Below are 18,655 nucleotides of genomic sequence, written 5' to 3' on the forward strand. Positions count from 1 at the left end.
ATTCTATTTTAAACTAAAAGATGTAGTGCAATTATTGCAGAATTGTTGGTTAGGAGGACATGAGAGATGACAGAATTTGAAAATAATCAGGTTGAGAGTGGAAATGAATCAATGGAAGCCGCTTTAGACAATTTCCAAGAAGTAAAAGTTGGAGATATCGTTAAAGGCGAGGTATTGGCCATTGAGGATAAACAAGCGATCGTAGGGATCGAAGGCGCCGGTGTCGAAGGCGTTGTTCCTGCAAAAGAATTATCGACTTTACCTGTTGAAGACATCAACGAAGCAGTCAAGGTAGGGGATGTCTTAGAATTAGTTGTGATTTCAGCAATTGGGAAAGACAAAGAAAATGGCAGCTATCTCCTTTCTAAACGTCGCTTAGATGCGAAAAAAGTTTGGGAAGATATCGAAAAAGATTTCCAAGAAGGAAAAATCATCGAAGCACCAGTCACCAACGTCGTTAAAGGCGGATTAGTGGTTGACGTAGGGGTTCGTGGGTTTGTTCCAGCATCAATGGTCGAAGATCATTTTGTTGCGGATTTTGAAGATTACAAAGGGAAAACATTGACCTTTAAAATCGTTGAGATCGAGCCTTCTGAAAACCGCTTGATCCTTTCTCATAAAGCTGTTGTTGAAGCAGAAAAAGCAAAACAAAAAGAAGCTTTACTAGCTGATTTATATGAAGGACAAGAAGTAGAAGGAAAAGTAGCTCGTTTGACTGACTTTGGTGCCTTCGTGGACCTAGGCGGCATCGATGGACTTGTCCATGTCTCTGAAATTTCACATGGGCATGTTGGCAAACCGAGTGACGTTTTGTCTGTTGGAGATACCGTCAACGTCCGTATCTTATCTGTTGATGCAGACAAAGAACGTGTGTCTCTTTCAATCAAAGACACATTGCCTGGACCTTGGACCAATATTGAAGAGCAAGCGGCTGTTGGCAGTGTCTTAACTGGGACTGTTAAACGTTTGACAAGCTTCGGTGCGTTTGTGGAAGTCTTCCCAGGTGTTGAAGGGCTGATCCATATTTCACAAATCTCCCATAAACACATTGCGACACCACATGAAGTCTTACAAGAAGGCGATGAAGTGCAAGTGAAAGTGCTCGAAGTGAACCCTTCAGAACACCGAATCGCATTAAGTATCAAAGCATTAGAAAAAGCAGAAAATACCAATGAAACACAAGAAGTTTCAGAGGATGATTATCAATTGCCAGAAGAATCAACTGGGTTTACCATGGGTGATATCTTAGGCGATGCCTTAAAAGACAGCGACGAAGAGTAATTGTATGCCATCAGCTTATAACGATTCGATGTTTGAATTTGTTATAAGCTGATTTTTTGTTTGCCGAGAAAGCTTGCAACTTTCCATGGCTTTAGGTAAACTAAGTAAGATTGAATACAAGAAGCAGCGTACAAGGACTGCTTTTTTAAATGGAGGGTAAAAAATGTCAAATCCAACAATAGCGATCGTTGGACGTCCGAATGTGGGGAAATCGACCATTTTCAACCGGATAGCTGGAGAACGAATTTCGATCGTTGAGGATACTCCAGGAGTGACCAGAGATCGTATTTATGCCACTGGTGAATGGCTAGGCCGTGAGTTTAGCGTAATCGATACTGGTGGGATCGATTTAAGTGATGAGCCGTTTATGGATCAAATCAAGCATCAAGCAGAAATCGCCATCGATGAAGCAGATGTCATTGTTTTTATTACGAGTGCTCGTGAAGGAGTAACAGATGCTGACGAGCTTGTGGCTCGTTTGTTATACAAAAGCAACAAACCCGTGATTTTAGCGGTCAACAAAGTTGATAATCCCGAGATGCGCAACGATATCTATGAATTTTATGGTTTAGGTCTGGGCGATCCATACCCAATCTCAGGAAGTCATGGATTAGGGATCGGTGATGTCCTAGATGAAGCAGTCAAACACTTTACCAATGAAGCGGAAGAAGAAGACGATTCCATCATCAAGTTTAGTTTGATTGGTCGACCCAACGTCGGGAAATCCTCTTTGATCAATGCGATTCTTGGAGAAGAGCGAGTAATTGTTTCAGATATCGAAGGAACGACTCGTGATGCGATCGATACCCATTTTACCAGCGAAAGCGGTCAAGAATTTACCATGATCGATACCGCCGGCATGCGTAAAAAAGGGAAGGTCTACGAATCTACTGAAAAATACAGTGTCATGCGAGCAATGCGGGCCATTGAACGCTCAGACGTCGTCTTGATGGTCTTGAACGCCGAAGAAGGAATTCGCGAGCAAGACAAACGGATCGCTGGCTATGCCCATGAAGCAGGCCGTGGAATCATTATCGTTGTCAATAAATGGGATACATTGAAAAAAGAAACGAATACGATGCGTGATTTTGAAGAAGAAATCAGAGATGAATTCCAATATTTGGATTATGCACCAATCATTTTCGTTTCCGCAGTGACGAAACAGCGCTTGAATAAGTTGCCGCAGTTGATCGAAGAAGTCAGCATGAATCAAAACATGCGTATTCCATCTGCGTTGTTGAATGACGTCATTATGGATGCGGTGGCGATCAACCCAACACCAACAGACAAAGGCAAACGTTTGAAGATTTTTTATGCGACGCAAGTGGCTGTCAAACCGCCAACTTTTGTTATTTTTGTCAACGAAGAAGAACTGATGCATTTCTCTTATGCGCGTTTCTTAGAAAATCAAATCCGCAAGGCATTCACTTTTGAAGGAACGCCGATTCGGATCATTCCACGCAGAAGAAAATAGAGATTTTATCATACTTTGTTTCTTTTTACAAAGAAATCTGTCCTTTTCTAGAAAAATGGGAAAAAACCAAAAAAAAACCCCCTAAAAACGTTAAAATCCTTGATATTACAAGGTTCTTATGATAACGTTATATCAGAATATTGATGGTAATCAATATTTGACAAAAACCTTGGACCACTCAAGATTTTTGTTGATGCATGACATCAAAAAAAATATCAGGAGGTGAAACCATCCATGGCAAATAAAGCAGAATTAATCGAAAAAGTTGCAGCAGCTACTGACTTAACTAAGAAAGACGCAACTGCAGCAGTAGACGCTGTATTCTCAACAATTCAAGACGCTTTAGCTAACGGTGAAAAAGTTCAATTGATCGGCTTTGGTAACTTTGAAGTTCGTTCTCGTGCAGAACGCAAAGGACGCAACCCACAAACTGGTGAAGAAATCAAGATCCCTGCTAGCAAAGTACCTGCATTCAAACCAGGTAAAGCTCTTAAAGACGCAGTGAAATAATTGAGTCTTGTAGAAACCCTTGAGTAATCAAGGGTTTTTTCTTTTGTCTAACTAGGAACTGCCACTATGCAGGCGGATCGAATGGGAAAAGAAACGGTTATTATTGTCAGAAAATTCAAAAATATTTTTTGTTTTTCTTTTGGTCTAAAAAAAACAAGGGTTGCTGGCACACTTTAATTCTCAAGCAAGAATAAAGGTGATTTAAAAGTGATTCTTATCAAAAGAAGCAAGCGATTAAATGACATCTGATGTGAGAAAGGGTTCCTTGGAATTGTCATTATTGAAAAAAAATTCAGAAAATTCGTTGACAAGTGATTTTGCAAAGGGTATATTGGTAAACAATTACAAGAACGTTACTATTTCTAATGAAGGAGCCATTTTCTATGCGTAATTTTAATCAATATTTATTAGTCATTATTATTGATACCAGGACTTAGAACACGGAAGCAAAAATTATCCGTTTGTTTGAGTCCTATTTGCGTAAGTAAAATGGGATTCTGGCAAAGCATCCCAGTTTTTTATAACCGGGATGCTTTTTTTTATTCCAAAATGCAGGAGATGATGAGTGTGAGAAGTGATCAAATTAAAAAAGGGATCGATGCAGCGCCAGCTAGGAGTCTGCTCTATGCCACAGGACAAGTTAAAAATATCCATGATATGAACAAGCCATTTATTGCGATATGTAATTCCTATATCGATATCGTGCCTGGGCATGTGCATTTACGGGAGTTAGCAGATATCGCAAAAGAAGCGATTCGTGAAGCTGGCGGCATCCCTTTCGAGTTCAATACAATCGGCGTAGATGATGGCATTGCGATGGGACATATCGGTATGCGATATTCGCTACCTAGCCGAGAATTGATCGCTGATTCTGCAGAAACCGTCATCAATGCCCACTGGTTTGACGGCGTATTTTATATCCCAAATTGTGACAAGATCACTCCTGGCATGATCTTAGCAGCCATGCGGACCAACGTACCAGGAATTTTTTGTTCCGGCGGTCCTATGAAAGCCGGCATTGATCCTCGGGGACATCAAATAACCTTATCTTCCATGTTTGAAGCCGTTGGGACGTACAAGACGGGTAATATGACAAAAGAAGATTTTGAGTTTATGGAACAAAATGCCTGTCCGACTTGCGGCTCCTGCGCAGGGATGTTTACTGCCAATTCGATGAATTGCCTCTTAGAAATCTTAGGATTGGCAATGCCAGGCAATGGTACGATCCTCGCCGTGTCTGAAGAACGACGAGAACTAGTTAGACAAGCCGCCTTTAAGTTGATGGATCTTGTTGAAAAACAAGTGAAACCTCGAGACATCGTGACCAAAGAAGCTATCGATGATGCCTTCGCTTTAGACATGGCGATGGGGGGTTCCACCAACACAGTGCTGCATACCTTAGCGATCGCCAATGAAGCAGAGATCGATTATGACTTAAGACGGGTCAATGAAATCGCTAAAAGAGTGCCTTATCTCTCAAAAATCGCGCCATCATCAGCCTATTCGATGCATGATGTCCATGAAGCCGGTGGGGTTTCAGCAATCATTCGGGAGCTATGTGATATCGAAGGAGCGATTCATCCCGATCGACCGACTGTTACCGGTAAGACGTTACGAGAAAATGTCGCTGAAGCGAAGATCCACAACGAAGAAGTCATCCATCCGAAAGAAAACCCGTATAGTCCAGTTGGCGGTCTATCGATCTTGTACGGAAACATCGCCCCAGAAGGCAGTGTCATCAAAGTTGGCGGGGTCGATCCAAGTGTCCAAGTGTTCAAAGGGAAAGCGATCTGTTTTGATTCTCATGATGAAGCAGTCGCAGCAATCGACAATCATACCGTACAAAAAGGACATGTTGTAGTGATCCGCTATGAAGGCCCGAAAGGGGGGCCGGGAATGCCGGAAATGCTGGCGCCTACCTCAAGTATCGTTGGTCGTGGGTTAGGCAAAGATGTCGCCTTGATTACAGACGGCCGCTTTTCAGGAGCGACGCGGGGGATCGCAGTTGGACATATTTCTCCGGAAGCTGCAGCCGGTGGTCCATTAGGACTAGTCAACGATGGCGATGAGATCATTATTGATTTGCCAAATCGAACGCTAAATCTGCAAGTTTCAGAAGAAGAGCTTGCCAAGCGTGCGCAAGAACGACCGAAGTTTCGTTCAAAAGTAAAAAAAGGATGGCTTGCACGTTATACCGCTTTAGTGACCTCTGCGAATACGGGCGGGATTATGCGAGTACCTGATGAGGAGGAGTAGCAATGGAAAACATCGACTATCAAGCATCGCATCTAAGGACTGGCGCGCAAGTGTTAGTGGACAGCTTGCAAGAGCAAGGCGTCGAAATGATCTTTGGCTACCCGGGTGGCGCCGTCTTACCGTTATATGACCAATTATATGATGCAGCGATTCCGAATATTTTGACGCGTCACGAGCAAGGCGCGATCCACGCCGCTGAAGGCTATGCCAAAGCTACTGGCAATGTTGGGGTCGTTTTAGTGACAAGTGGTCCAGGTGCTACGAATGTCGTCACGGGCATTGCCGATGCTATGAGCGATTCCGTACCGTTGGTGGTTATCACGGGGCAAGTGGCCGTACCAGGAATTGGCAAAGACGCTTTTCAAGAAGCGGATATTCTAGGTATCACGTTGCCGATCACGAAACACAATTACCAAGTCCGTTGTGTGGATGACTTACCGAAAGTGATCGCTGAAGCCTTTCACATCGCTTCAACTGGGCGTAAGGGACCTGTTGTGATCGACCTTCCGAAAGATATTACATTGCAAGAAACCGCTGAAACCTGCTCATTGCCGATCACAAGGAAAAGTTATCAACCGAATGCAGAGCCTTCCCGTCTGCAAATTGAAAAATTGATGCACGTTTTAGAAAAAGCACAGCGACCAGTGGTACTGGCTGGTGCAGGCGTGATCGCGGCTGAAGCTGCGGCTGAATTAAATGCATTTATTGCCAAGTACAAGTTGCCGACAGTCACAACGTTGCTCGGCTTAGGCTTACTGCCAAATGATCATCAATTTTTCTTGGGCATGGGCGGTATGCATGGAACGTATGCGGCGAACATGGCTTTATCAGAAGCCGATTTGATTATCAATATCGGCTCTCGCTTCGATGATCGCTTAGCGACTGCCGGCAGTCAGTTCGGCAAGCAGGCCATCGTTGCTCATATCGACATCGACCCGGTGGAGATTGGCAAGATTGTAGAGACAAAGATCCCAATCGTCGGCGATGCCAAGGCTGCTTTGCAACAGATGCTACGGTATCCGCCAACTAGAGGAACGTGGTCTGCCTGGTCGGATCTATGCCAAACACGGAAGACGGAAAAACCTTATCGCTATGATCGCACTCAAGCACAAGAAATCAAACCGCAAAAAGTCATCGAAGAAGTAGGGCGTTTGACCAAAGGAGAGGCTTACGTCATCACCGATGTTGGGCAGCATCAAATGTGGGTCGCGCAGTATTATCCGTTTCGCTTTCCTAAGCAGTTGATCACCAGTGGCGGACTAGGCACGATGGGCTATGGTATCCCTGCGGGAATTGGCGTCCAATTTGCTCATCCAGAAAAAATGGTCGTGGTGTTTGTTGGCGATGGCGGGTTCCAAATGACAAACCAGGAATTTGCTATTTTGAATGAGTATGGCTTGAATGTCAAATTTGTTTTGTTGAATAATCGTTCGTTAGGAATGGTCCGCCAATGGCAAGAAACATTTCATGGCAAACGACGCTCTGCCTCTGTTTTTGCACAGCAACCTGATTTTGTTAAACTAGCACAAGCTTATGGCATCGAAGGCTGTCGGATCGATGAACCCACTCAGCTTTCTGCTATGCTAGCGGAAGCTTTTGCACATACGGGGCCGCAACTGATCGAAGTAATGGTCTCGCCCTCAGAGCATGTGTTGCCGATGATCCCACCGGGGAAAGCCAATCATGAAATGATGGGGGTCTAAGGGGATGAAACGGGTATTAGCAGCAATCGTCCATAATGAAGCAGGTGTTTTGAGCCGCATCACGAGTGTCTTAAACCGCCGGCAGGTCAATATCGAGAGTATTTCTGTCGGCACAACGGAACGGCCAGAGTTTTCACGAATGACGATCATTGTCAACGTGAACGATTTGGCAGAAACAGAACAAGTGACCAAGCATTTAAATAAACAAATAGATGTCTTGAAGGTTTCTGATATTACAGAAGTTCCTCATATCGAACGAGAGCTGGTGCTGATCAAAGTCAATGCACCAACCACTAGCCGCTCGGAGATCCAAGCAGTGATTGATCCGTTTCGAGCGCACATTGTCGATGTCGCACTGAAAACGATCGTTGTGCAAGTTGCCGGTGATACGAAAAAGGTAGAAGCATGCATCGAAGTTTTGCGTCCCTACGGGATCAAACAGTTGGCACGAACGGGTGTCACTGGCTTTACAAGAGGGTAAGTGCAATTTTGAATTGCTTAAAATAAAGAAAGAATTCGGAGGAAACAAGTATGGTAAAAGTATATTACAACGAGGAAGTTACAGATAATCTAGGAGACAAGAAGATTGCGATCGTCGGCTACGGCTCTCAAGGGCACGCTCATGCGCAAAATTTACGGGACACAGGTCATGAAGTCTTTATCGGCATTCGTGAAGGAAAGTCAGCAGAAGCTGCAAGAAACGACGGATTTGAAGTCTTTCCAGTAGCCGAAGCCACTCAAAAAGCGGACGTAGTCATGATCTTGGCACCCGATGAGATCCAAGGATCGTTGTATAAAAATGAGATCGAACCGAATCTTTCTGCCGGCAATGCATTAGCATTTGCGCATGGTTTTAATATTCATTTTGATGTGATCGCGCCGCCAGAAGAGGTGGATGTGTTCCTAGTTGCGCCTAAAGGACCGGGCCACTTGGTGCGTCGAACCTTTACCGAAGGGTTTGCGGTGCCAGCCTTATTTGCAGTCTATCAAGATGCGACTGGCAACGCACAAGCGACAGCTTTATCTTATGCAAAAGGCATTGGTGCCACACGGGTCGGCGTTTTGGAAACGACCTTTAAAGAAGAGACCGAGACCGATCTTTTCGGGGAACAAGCCGTACTTTGTGGCGGTTTGACCAGCATGATCGAAGCTGGCTTTGAAACATTGGTAGAAGCCGGGTACCAACCGGAATTGGCGTATTTTGAAGTTTGTCATGAATTGAAACTGATCGTTGACTTGATTTATGAAGGAGGATTCAAAAAAATGCGCCATTCGATCTCGAATACGGCAGAGTATGGCGACTACGTTTCCGGTGCTCGGGTGATCACCGCACAAGCCAAAGAAAACATGAAAGCCGTATTGACAGATATCCAAAATGGTCAATTCGCGAAAGGATTCATTGAAGACAATCAAAATGGCTTCCCTGAATTCTATAAAATGCGTGAAGAAAACAGCAACCATCAAATTGAAAAAGTCGGCAGCGAGTTACGGAAAATGATGCCGTTTGTTGCGAAAGATTAGAGGTGGCGCGTTTGTTGGTGACAGTTTCTGCAATCGAACAAGCATATGAACGACTGCGGGGAGCAGTTAGTCATACACCGCTGCAGTATGATCGCTTTTTATCTGAAAAATACCAAGCGACGGTTTTGTTGAAGCGAGAGGACTTGCAAAAAGTCCGCTCCTTCAAATTACGAGGTGCCTACTATGCGATCACCCAAGCAGATCCTGTGCAGACCAGTCGTGGCGTCGTCTGTGCCAGTGCCGGAAATCATGCCCAAGGCGTTGCTTATACCTGCCAAGAACAGCAGATCCATGCGGTCATTTTCATGCCAACAACGACGCCGCAACAAAAAGTCGCGCAAGTTCTCTTTTTCGGCGGCGACTACGTCAAAATCGAATTGGTGGGAGATACCTTTGATGCGGCGGCGCAGGCTGCCAAACAATTTGCAAAAGAAAAGCAAATGGCTTTCATTGCTCCTTTTGATGATCCCAATATTATCGCAGGACAAGGAACAGTAGCCGTGGAAATGTTGGCGGATGCTGAAAAAAAACAAGTATCGATCGATTTAGTGGTGGCTGCCATTGGTGGCGGTGGTTTGATCAGCGGGACCGCAGCCTATTTGAAAGAAAAGCAGCCAAATATAAAAGTTGTTGGAGCAGAACCTGTAGGGGCCGCCTCGATGCAAGCAGCCTTTGATCACCAAGGACCGGTGGCTTTAGAGCATATTGAAACCTTTGTCGATGGTGCGGCAGTCAAACAAGTCGGAGCTCAGACCTATGCCCATGCCAAACGCTATGTGGATCAATTGGTAACGGTGGAAGAAGGTGCAATCTGCCAAACGATTCTAGAATTATACAGCAAACAAGCGATCGTCGCTGAACCAGCTGGTGCCTTGAGCGTGGCAGCCCTGGATGAGATCAAAGAGCAAATCAAAGGCAAGACGGTCGTCTGTATTGTGAGTGGTGGTAACAATGATAGTTCCCGCATGGCAGAGATCGAAGAGAAATCACTGATTTATCAAGGATTGAAACATTATTTTATCGTCAATTTCCCACAACGTCCCGGTGCGTTGAAGGAATTTGTTAGCCATGTATTAGGGCCTGATGATGATATCACGAGGTTTGAATATACGAAAAAAATCAATCGTGGAACAGGACCAGTAATGCTGGGAATCTTGTTGAAACAAAAAAACGATCTACCCGCATTACTGTCACGAATTGAACAGTTTGATCAAGGCTACATCAACCTTCAGCAAAATCAATCACTTTACTCGCTTTTGGTTTAGAAAAAAAACATGGTTTCCTTTGTAATACAGGAAACCATGTTTTTTGCTTTTTGGCATAGAATCATGGGACAAATCGGCGAAAATACTTCCTAATGGTTAGCGATTTAGTAGGTGTTTCAGCGGCTTCTTGCTATAATAGTAAGTAGTAGCAACAAAGGAGTGAGCCGATGGAAGCTGTTTTTTACAGAAATGAGCAAGAAACCCAGATTTCTTACGGGGAAACATTGGCATCGGTCATGAAAGGACAGTCGATCGAGCCGCAGCAGGTGATCATTTTGACGAATCAGCGTTATTATGACCGCTTTTCAGAAAAAGTAACCCGCCTGTTTTTGCCGCGCGAGGTCAATTGGTATATTTGTACCAACCAAATGTATTGCAACAACTTTACCGAGTTTAAAGCTGCAATGGATTTCTTCGGCCGCTTTTCAAAACAAGAGCCGCTGCTGATCGTCGGGTTTGGGAATGAAGGCGTGTTGGCATTGAGCAGCTTTATCCACGCGACGTCGGTTCTGACGACACAGCTTTGGCTGATTCCCGTTTCCTTGCGGGCCTTAGCTAAAAGTGTGAAAGAAACAGCGATCGTTGTGAAAAAGCCAGATATCCCGATGCTGGAAAATCCTAATACACCCGAATTTGTTATTTACGATCAGACGATCGCAGAAAAACAGATCGATGGGAAATTGGTCGATTTTTTGACTCTGATTCGTTGTGGCGTGCTTGCCGATAGCGATTTTTTAAAGGAACTTTATCGAACGTACCCCAGTCATCAGGCATTGATGAGACACTCGTTGGCAGCTTATACCAATCAGCTGATCCAATTGTATCAGCAGTCGGGACGCGAATTAGAGGAGTTTGGGCAACTCTTTGCCGATGCTGCTTATCAAACAGAAAATGGTCACTTGCTGTCTGATGCGATGAAATTGTTCTTTGGCTTTTTGTTTCATTTTATGTGGACAGTCCAGCAGCAGCAGTTGACTGTCGATCTGCCAGTATTTTGCCAATGGCTTGCACGATTAGGCTTTCCTATCGAATTGCCCGAGTCTTTTTCCTTAAGCGAATATTTCAGCCGTGTACTAGAATTGCAGCAAAAAGAAAAAAAACTGTTATTTTTGGCAAAAGTTGGTACAATAGGGGGCAGAACGGAAATCGAGGAGAAAGATCTTGTCCAAACGATGGAGACTTATCAGCGATTAATCAATGAGATTCGAGGGGTCTAAATGGAAACTTATAGTGAAAAAATGTTAAAAGCACTAGCCGCAGAAGAGTTGGCTGAAGCACAATTGAATTTTAACGAAGCACTGCAAAAAGATGATGATGAGACACTTGGCGCTTTAGGCGATGAATTACTGCAGATCGGTTTTTTAGAAGAGGCGAAAACGTTATTTGAAACCTTGCAGCAGCGGCATCCTGAAAATGAAGCTTTGCTGCTTCCTTTAGCGGAAATTGCGATGGAAGAAGACCAGATTGAAACAGCCTTCACTTATATCGATCAAATACTACCAACGAGTGAAGCTTATCTGCAAGCCTTGTTATTGAGTGCGGATCTCTATCAACTGATCGGTATTCCGGAAGTCAGCGAAGCCAAATTAAAAGAAGCGCAAAGCCTTGTGCCAGAGGAACCCTTGATTCGTTTTGCCTTAGCTGAGTTAGCTTTTTCAACGGATCGCTATCAAGAAGCTGTTGACCTTTATCAAGGATTGCTGGAAGAAGATATTACGGATATTTCGGGGATTTCGATCGTTGAACGGACCGGAACGTCATTGAGTATGGCAGGTAAGTTTGAAGAGGCGTTGGAATATTTTGAAGCAAGCTTAGAAGACGAACAGACGGACGAGCGTCTCTTTCAAACGGCTTTAGTCTATTTGCAGCTGAAGGAAAATGAACAAGCGATTCGCTACTTGCAGCAGTTGCGGGTCATGAATCCCCAATACCGGGCCTTGTATCTTTATTTGGCTGAAGCATTGCAAGAAGAAGAACAGCTGGAAGAAGCGCAACGTGTGATCGAAGAAGGGATTCATGAAGATCCATATCAAGTGGATTTCTATCATTTTGCTGCCGAGAATGCTTACCGACTTCATGACAGTGAAGCAGCCGAGTCATTTTTACTTAAAGCACTGGAAACTGGTGAAAAAGAAGAGGATACATTACTGACTTTAAGTAATTTATACTTGAATGAAGAGCGTTGGCAAGAAGCGATCTTGGCGATCGAGCGAATGGAAGACAATGAACAGCCTCACGCTTTATGGAATCTAGCGCAAGCCTTCAATGCGTTAGAAGATTTTGACAAAGCAGCAAAATATTACGAAGAAGCCAATGCTGATTTGCACCATGAACCGGCGTTTATGAAGGAATACGGCATTTTCTTACGTGAAGAAGGGCGTTTACCTGAAGCTCTTCATTTGCTACAACATTATTTGGCACACGAACCAGGTGATTTAGAAGTACAGTCGATCGTGGAGGACTTATTAGAAAGATAGGTGAGAGAAATGAACATCAATGTACAAGAAAAGAAAAAGTTTCTTAATTGGTTAGTTTCGACCGTTTCCTTCAGCCGCCGAGAAGTCTCTTGGGTGTTAAACTATCTGGCGAACCATGAAGCGATCTTGGCCAATGTTCATTTTGTAGAAGGGGCAGCCGCAGCCAAACGGGGCTTAAGTGTCCGCAGTACGGAAGTTGGAGGCGAACCCTTTGTCTTGAGTATCGAAGGACAGACCTTTTATGACATTGATCAGATTTTTCACGAGATTCGCATGAATTGGAAACAACCCTTGTATCTTGAATGTCTCTTTCCAGATTCTTGGTCGCAATCCTTTTATTTAGCAGTTTTAGAAGACAATCCTTATGAACGTTGGAACGACCACTTGGATCAAGAAATGACCCAATATGTTACCCAGTACCTTGAAAAAGAAGAAGCAAAAACCAAAATTGATACCTTGTATCGGCAGATCGATCTAGCATTGGAAAATGGGGATCGTGATGCCTTCTTAGAACTTTCCGATGAAGTAAATCGGCACTTGCTCCAACAAAAAGAAGAAAGCCGCTGACAAATAAAAAAGCAGTCCTTTAACCGGGACTGCTTTTTTAGTCTTTATTTTGTTTTAGAGACCGCTGCTTTGCGCTGTAAGAACCGTGACTTAGGTCTTAAGTAGGTAAAGCCTTCGCCTTCGACTTCATGGACATTGATGACAGAAACAAACGCTTGCGGATCAAAGTCATGAACAATGCGCTTGACTTCAGAAATCTCCCGTCCGCTGACCACCATATAAATGATTTGTTTCGATACTCTTGAGTAAGCCCCTTCGCCCTGTAAAAACGTGACACCGCGTTCCAATTCATCCATTAAAACAGGAGCTATCTCTTCGCTATGATTGCTGATCACTAAAATCCCTTTGGCTGAATAGCCGCCGTCTAAGATCGAATCGATCACACGAGTGAAGACATAAGAAAAAATCAAGGTATACATCATGCGGTTCAAATCTATATAGGTCAAAGAAAGCAACAGGACGAACACATCAAAGATCAAAAGCGACCGCCCGATCGTCACCCCAAAGTTTTTCTCTAAAATGCGCGCCAGTACATCGACGCCACCTGTTGTTCCACCGACTTTGTAGACGATCCCACTACCGATCCCTGCAATCAAACCAGCCAAGAGTGCGACGATCAGTAGATCATGCTGTAGATCGATCAACAGGGGAACACTCTGCCAAAATGCCAACCAAAAAGACAAACCAAAGGTTCCTAAAATCGTATACACTAATGAGCGTCGACCAAGAATTTTGCCACCGATCAAAATGATCGGAATATTTAAGATCAATGTACTAATGGCAGGATTGATTCCCCATAAGGCTCGCAGGATCAAGGTGATCCCTGTCACACCGCCTTCTGCTAAGTCATTTGGGATATTTAAATAGACTAGACCGAAGCCATAAATACTCGTACCGAAAATAATCAAAACAATGTCGCGAATCGTTCGCCATGAAAAAAATGCCCGCATCCTGTTTCCTCCGTTATTCAACTTCCACAAGTATCAATGTAGCACGAAATCATTGAATGTACAACAAATCCTGAGGGGGCTCTATCTAGGCAGGCAGCCATTCTTTTGGTAAGATAAACGAGAAAGGGTGAAGAAGATGACAGATAAACGTTCCTTGGCATCGATGCAAGAAGAAGTCGACGCCTATATTCAACAATTTAAAACTGGCTATTTCAGCCCCCTCGCCCAAATGGCTCGTTTGACTGAAGAAGTTGGCGAATTGGCGCGAGAAGTAAATCACTATTACGGGGAAAAAAATAAAAAAAGCGATGAAGTTGAAAAGACCGTGGCAGAAGAACTGGGCGATGTACTCTTTGTGACGATGATCATGGCCAATTCACTAGACATCGACCTGACTGAAGTGTTTGAGGAAAATATGGCAAAATTCAATCAGCGGGATGCGTATCGTTTTGAAAGAAAAGATGGGAAAGTACATGAAGCTGACTAAATTACCAAAAGAATTTGCAGAAGCTGCGCCACTCCTAAAAAAAATCGAAGCCGCGGGCTATGAAGCATACTTTGTTGGCGGCAGCGTGCGGGATACGATTTTAGGCCAGCCGATCCATGATGTCGATATTGCTACCAGTGCGTTTCCAGCCGAAATCAAGGCGCTTTTTCCTCGAACCATTGACATTGGTATCGAGCATGGGACGGTGCTGGTCTTGTGGGAACAGGCGCAATATGAGATTACCACCTTTCGAACCGAAGCCGCCTATCAGGATTATCGCAGACCTGACAAAGTTGATTTTGTCAGGTCCTTGAAAGAAGATCTAAAGCGGCGGGATTTTACCATCAATGCATTGGCACTTCAAGAAGATGGGGTCATCATTGATCTTTTCGATGGTCTGGCAGATATCGACAATCAGATTTTACGAGCAGTGGGTCACCCGCAGGAACGTTTCCATGAGGATGCCCTACGAATGATGCGGGGGCTGCGTTTTGTCAGTCAATTGGGCTTTGTTTTAGAAACAGAAACATTGGCTGCTATCCATGCGAATCATGCCTTGTTGGGGAAAATCTCTGTTGAACGGATCATGATTGAATTCGTGAAATTGCTGTTAGGCAATCATCGGAACCAAGCACTACGAGCACTAGTAGAAACCGAATGCTATATCTATTGCCCAGGCTTGCGGGAATACGGTGAGGCGTTACTGCGGATGGCAGACCTGCCAGCGATCCCATTAGAAAACGAAACGACGGCTTGGGTATTGCTCATTGACCAAATCGGTTTAGCTCTTGAGGCAGTCCGCAGCTTTTTAAAAGCTTGGAAATGTTCGAATGACTGCATCCGCCAAGTACAAACGGTCTATCAAGCACTGCTAATGCGTCGGAACGGCGAATGGAACGATCTGCTGTTGTATCAGTTCGGTTTAGAAGCAACCTGTTTAGCTGAAGGATTATTGCGTTATGACAAGCTGCCCAATGATCCTGCAAAAATCAGTCAGCGCTATCAGCAGCTACCGATCCATTCACTGAAGGAGCTGGCGATCAATGGACGTGATTTACTGCAGACAGTTGATCGTTCTTCTGGTCCGTGGCTCAAAGAAGTCTTGGCCGCTGCCGAAGCTGCAGTCATCACACGAAAAATCCCTAATGAAAAAGAAGCACTATTGGCGTTTGCTCAAGCATATTTAGCGAAGGAGGGATAACTGAAGAATGGAAAGCAAAAAAGACTTTCTCGTTGACCTTCAAGACACTGCGGCTGTTTTGGGTTCTGGCGGTTTAGCGGTTTTAGCAACCCCTCGACTGGTCGCAATGGTGGAAAACACCTGTTGGGAAGCCCTTGAGCCTACTTTAGATAAAGGGTTTACCACCGTTGGTACAAAGTTTTCGATCGATCATTTGAAACCTTCGCCAGTCGGAGCGACAATCACAGTTCTTATACAATGGGAAAAAGAACAAGGATTCCAGTTTGATTATCAGGTGACCGATGGGGCGCAACAACTCATTGCCAAAGGGACTCATCAACGAGCGGCGGTGGAAATCTCTCGGTTTATGAAAAAAGTCAACGAAAACCAAAGTTAATTTGTGTCCCAGTAGCGACTATGTGTTAGAATTAAAATGTATTATTAATAAAAAGGAGCGTTTTGTCATGGCTAGAGAAATGAAAGCTTTAAAATTTTATTTCCGTAATGGAGAAACATGGACGATCGAGCGCCGTTACATCGGTGACTTATGGATCAAACAAATCACGACCAGTTTTGGCCGTATCCACGGAAGCGAATTCGTTGAGATTCATCCATGTGCTGGGTTCAAAATTGAAATCTTCCAAGAAGGCGATCATGTGGCAACACATGACATCAACTTAGGCGGACTTGAATTAGGGATGTTTGCTCGTGCGTTGAAATATGAAGATATTGAACGGATGGAAATTCTTTACCGTAACGGTACACCGGATCTTGTTTATTTCCCATACAAGGACAAAGATACGGAAGGATTGGATAATGTATACCAATCAACAAAAATCAGTGAAAAAACGAAGAGTCTGTATATCGTGATCGACCCAAATCAAACGGTTGATGATGTTTATCAAGAACATTTCGAAGAATAAGAAAAACGCAGAACCAGTTGGTTCTGCGTTTTTTTTAGAATGTTTCTTGGAACATATCCGTATACTTTTTTAATAAAAGATAATCTTCGGCATATTCATCCTTTAAAACGATTGTATCGCCAAAGAAACTCTTACGAGCATGTTGAATGATCCGATGCTGAATATCTTTTTCCAGAAGGTAATCGATCTCAGACTGTTTCAGGTTTTGTGCAGCAGTCGCCCGATTCTTTTCTAAATATTGCAGCAAATCGTACTCAAGGTGTCCCGCACCATTGATGACTCGTTTGTATTCGATTTTGTCAATTTTCATCTGCTCACACTCCTTGCTATTAAAGTACCTTAGAAAGAAGTAAAGGGGGAGATGGGGGCCTCGAAATTACATAAATCTTTAAAAAATGGATCGTTTGTTAATGTTATCTTAAGATTTGTCATCGAAAAGGAAAGAAAAACGAGTCAAGTGCCGGTATTTTTTGAACCATCAGCAAACGGTTCTTTTTCTTTTTGCTGATGGACAGGTCCTATGTTGGCGATCCCATCTAGACCACCAGCGTGACCACCGACTAATTTGCTGCGTGCAATGGCACGAGCGCCTTCCATTCGGCTTGTGGCATGAACGATCGAAGTGAAGCCGTATTTCTCACGAATCTTATCGATGATCAAATCTAATTTACGCTGGCGTAATTGCGTTTCTGCTTGCTCAAAAAGATCCAGCTGGACATTTTCTGTATAAACCAATTTTGAATAGGTGATACCGATGTGGCGAACGACTTGCCCGGTATAAAATTTTCGAAAGAGAAATAGGCAATGAGCAACAAGCTTACGTGTATTGTCAGTTGGCGGGATTTTCATTTGTCGGGAAAAGCCAGAGGCAGTTTCACCAAAGGCTACGCCGATGTAAACATTGATACAAGCGGTCTGACAATGATGGCGGCGAATTCGAGCGGCAACTTGCTCTGCCATTTCCTTGATGACGATCTCGATTTCTTCTTGTAAATAATAATTGCGATGTAGGACCTGACTATTGCCGTAGCTTTTTTCCATGACCTGCGGTGTCGGTTCGGCTAAAATGGTGCGGTCAATGCCGTGAGCGTGATGGTAGAGCTGCTCACCAATGATTCCCATGCGACTGCGCAAAAGATCAGGACTGGCATGAGCCAATTGTTCAATAGATTCAATCCCCATCAAGTGAAGTCGTTTTTCTGTGCGTCGACCGATTCCCCAAAACTCAGTCATGGGGCTGATTTGCCAAACTTTTGTCGGGACATCTTCGTAGGTCCATTCGGCAATCAAGGAACGGTTGTGTTTGGATTCGTTATCTAAAGCTAGTTTTGCTAACAAAGGATTGTCACCAATACCGATGGTGACATACAATTTCGTTGTTTCGTAAATGTCTTTTTGAATTTGCTGGGCAATCAGCCAACGTTTTTCTTCGCGAGAAATCGTGTTATCAGGAATGAAAAGATCCAGTGTACGGGTCAGATCCATCATCGTTTCGTCGATTGAATAGAGCAGCAAATCATCTTGTCCAACATATTTGCGAAAGACATTATTGACTTTGGTGTTTTCTTTGATATAAAAACTCATACGTGGCGATGCTTTGTACAAATCGGGATGCGTCGGCAGATTGTCATTGCGGGTCACATTTGAAATTCCTAAAGCCGATTTTGCCTTTGGGGAAGCCGCTAAGATTAAGCCGTTTCCAGTATTGTCAGAATGAGACATGACGACCAGCATCGCTTGGATAGGGTCTAAGCCGCGCGAGATGCATTCGACAGAAGCATAAAAACTTTTGACATCGATAAATAAGATATCGCGTTTTGGCTCGAGCGCATAATTAAAACCACCCATTTTTATCACTCCTTACCGAGATTATACGAACGTTTGTTCTTTTTTGTCAAGCGAACAGGAGCGGATGGGTGGATTTGTTTTTTTATAGAGAGATTATTTTTGGCTTATAATGATGGGAAACGTTGTTTTATAAGGGATACATTCATTTCAGGTTATCAGAATCCGATTGGACATAAAAACGTGATTTTGTCTTTTTACCCGAAGGTGTGATTA

Annotated in this window: 18 protein-coding genes; 15 read left to right on the top strand and 3 right to left on the bottom strand. The window is 43.9% G+C overall.

The window, feature by feature from the left end:
- Window positions 1–66: 66 nt before the first annotated feature.
- The 11 genes from rpsA (at window position 67) to IGI86_RS05270 (ending at window position 13,054) form a co-directional block, all read left to right on the top strand.
- A complete protein-coding gene (gene rpsA, locus IGI86_RS05220; protein WP_005229333.1) occupies window positions 67–1,281 on the top strand; it encodes a 30S ribosomal protein S1 in 1,215 nt (404 codons plus the stop codon).
- Window positions 1,282–1,444: 163 nt separating this feature from the next.
- The gene (gene der / locus IGI86_RS05225; protein ID WP_005237082.1) at window positions 1,445–2,755 is read left to right on the top strand and encodes a ribosome biogenesis GTPase Der; all 1,311 of its coding nucleotides are present in this window, start codon (window positions 1,445–1,447) and stop codon (window positions 2,753–2,755) included.
- Window positions 2,756–2,989: 234 nt separating this feature from the next.
- Window positions 2,990–3,265 carry an HU family DNA-binding protein gene (locus IGI86_RS05230; RefSeq protein ID WP_003126821.1) on the top strand — a complete coding sequence of 92 codons (276 nt, stop codon included), beginning with the start codon at window positions 2,990–2,992 and terminating at the stop codon, window positions 3,263–3,265.
- 567 nt (window positions 3,266–3,832) lie between these two features.
- Window positions 3,833–5,521, top strand: coding sequence for a dihydroxy-acid dehydratase (gene ilvD / locus IGI86_RS05235; protein WP_008381045.1), 1,689 nt, complete (start codon window positions 3,833–3,835; stop codon window positions 5,519–5,521).
- A 2-nt stretch (window positions 5,522–5,523) separates the two neighbouring features.
- On the top strand, window positions 5,524–7,224 hold the full coding sequence (gene ilvB / locus IGI86_RS05240) for a biosynthetic-type acetolactate synthase large subunit (protein ID WP_086316991.1): 1,701 nt from the start codon (window positions 5,524–5,526) through the stop codon (window positions 7,222–7,224).
- Window positions 7,225–7,228: 4 nt separating this feature from the next.
- Window positions 7,229–7,705 carry an acetolactate synthase small subunit gene (gene ilvN, locus IGI86_RS05245; protein ID WP_005229349.1) on the top strand — a complete coding sequence of 159 codons (477 nt, stop codon included), beginning with the start codon at window positions 7,229–7,231 and terminating at the stop codon, window positions 7,703–7,705.
- Between the two features lie 50 nt (window positions 7,706–7,755).
- A complete protein-coding gene (gene ilvC, locus IGI86_RS05250; protein ID WP_005237076.1) occupies window positions 7,756–8,745 on the top strand; it encodes a ketol-acid reductoisomerase in 990 nt (329 codons plus the stop codon).
- An 11-nt stretch (window positions 8,746–8,756) separates the two neighbouring features.
- Window positions 8,757–10,010: a threonine ammonia-lyase IlvA gene (gene ilvA, locus IGI86_RS05255; protein ID WP_034878691.1), complete on the top strand. Its 1,254-nt coding sequence runs from the start codon at window positions 8,757–8,759 to the stop codon at window positions 10,008–10,010.
- A 167-nt stretch (window positions 10,011–10,177) separates the two neighbouring features.
- On the top strand, window positions 10,178–11,227 hold the full coding sequence (locus IGI86_RS05260; protein ID WP_430617784.1) for a hypothetical protein: 1,050 nt from the start codon (window positions 10,178–10,180) through the stop codon (window positions 11,225–11,227).
- Window positions 11,228–12,487 carry a tetratricopeptide repeat protein gene (locus tag IGI86_RS05265; protein WP_194199414.1) on the top strand — a complete coding sequence of 420 codons (1,260 nt, stop codon included), beginning with the start codon at window positions 11,228–11,230 and terminating at the stop codon, window positions 12,485–12,487.
- A 9-nt stretch (window positions 12,488–12,496) separates the two neighbouring features.
- Window positions 12,497–13,054 carry a YpiB family protein gene (locus IGI86_RS05270; protein ID WP_194199415.1) on the top strand — a complete coding sequence of 186 codons (558 nt, stop codon included), beginning with the start codon at window positions 12,497–12,499 and terminating at the stop codon, window positions 13,052–13,054.
- Window positions 13,055–13,098: 44 nt separating this feature from the next.
- Here IGI86_RS05270 and IGI86_RS05275 read toward each other — a convergent pair whose 3' ends face one another.
- Window positions 13,099–14,004, bottom strand: a complete 906-nt coding sequence (locus IGI86_RS05275; protein WP_005237068.1) for a YitT family protein — start codon at window positions 14,002–14,004, stop codon at window positions 13,099–13,101.
- 136 nt (window positions 14,005–14,140) lie between these two features.
- Here IGI86_RS05275 and IGI86_RS05280 point away from each other — a divergent pair, with 136 nt between their 5' ends.
- From IGI86_RS05280 to IGI86_RS05295, 4 genes are all read left to right on the top strand, one after another.
- Window positions 14,141–14,491, top strand: coding sequence for a nucleotide pyrophosphohydrolase (locus IGI86_RS05280; protein WP_008381054.1), 351 nt, complete (start codon window positions 14,141–14,143; stop codon window positions 14,489–14,491).
- Window positions 14,478–15,692, top strand: a complete 1,215-nt coding sequence (locus IGI86_RS05285; RefSeq protein WP_016621022.1) for a CCA tRNA nucleotidyltransferase — start codon at window positions 14,478–14,480, stop codon at window positions 15,690–15,692. Before IGI86_RS05280 ends, IGI86_RS05285 begins: the two co-directional genes overlap by 14 nt.
- A gap of 7 nt (window positions 15,693–15,699) precedes the next feature.
- Window positions 15,700–16,068 carry a thioesterase family protein gene (locus IGI86_RS05290; RefSeq protein ID WP_008381059.1) on the top strand — a complete coding sequence of 123 codons (369 nt, stop codon included), beginning with the start codon at window positions 15,700–15,702 and terminating at the stop codon, window positions 16,066–16,068.
- 67 nt (window positions 16,069–16,135) lie between these two features.
- Window positions 16,136–16,594 (top strand): hypothetical protein, encoded by a 459-nt coding sequence (locus IGI86_RS05295; RefSeq protein WP_008381061.1) that lies wholly within the window; start codon window positions 16,136–16,138, stop codon window positions 16,592–16,594.
- A gap of 34 nt (window positions 16,595–16,628) precedes the next feature.
- On the opposite strand, the gene IGI86_RS05300 is transcribed toward IGI86_RS05295, so the two are convergent.
- Window positions 16,629–16,904 (bottom strand): hypothetical protein, encoded by a 276-nt coding sequence (locus tag IGI86_RS05300; RefSeq protein WP_008381063.1) that lies wholly within the window; start codon window positions 16,902–16,904, stop codon window positions 16,629–16,631.
- A 143-nt stretch (window positions 16,905–17,047) separates the two neighbouring features.
- The gene (locus tag IGI86_RS05305; protein ID WP_194199416.1) at window positions 17,048–18,442 is read right to left on the bottom strand and encodes a Y-family DNA polymerase; all 1,395 of its coding nucleotides are present in this window, start codon (window positions 18,440–18,442) and stop codon (window positions 17,048–17,050) included.
- Window positions 18,443–18,655: the final 213 nt, after the last annotated feature.

Source organism: Enterococcus sp. AZ188 (genome assembly GCF_050544075.1).
Classification (GTDB): domain Bacteria; phylum Bacillota; class Bacilli; order Lactobacillales; family Enterococcaceae; genus Enterococcus_D; species Enterococcus_D entomosocium.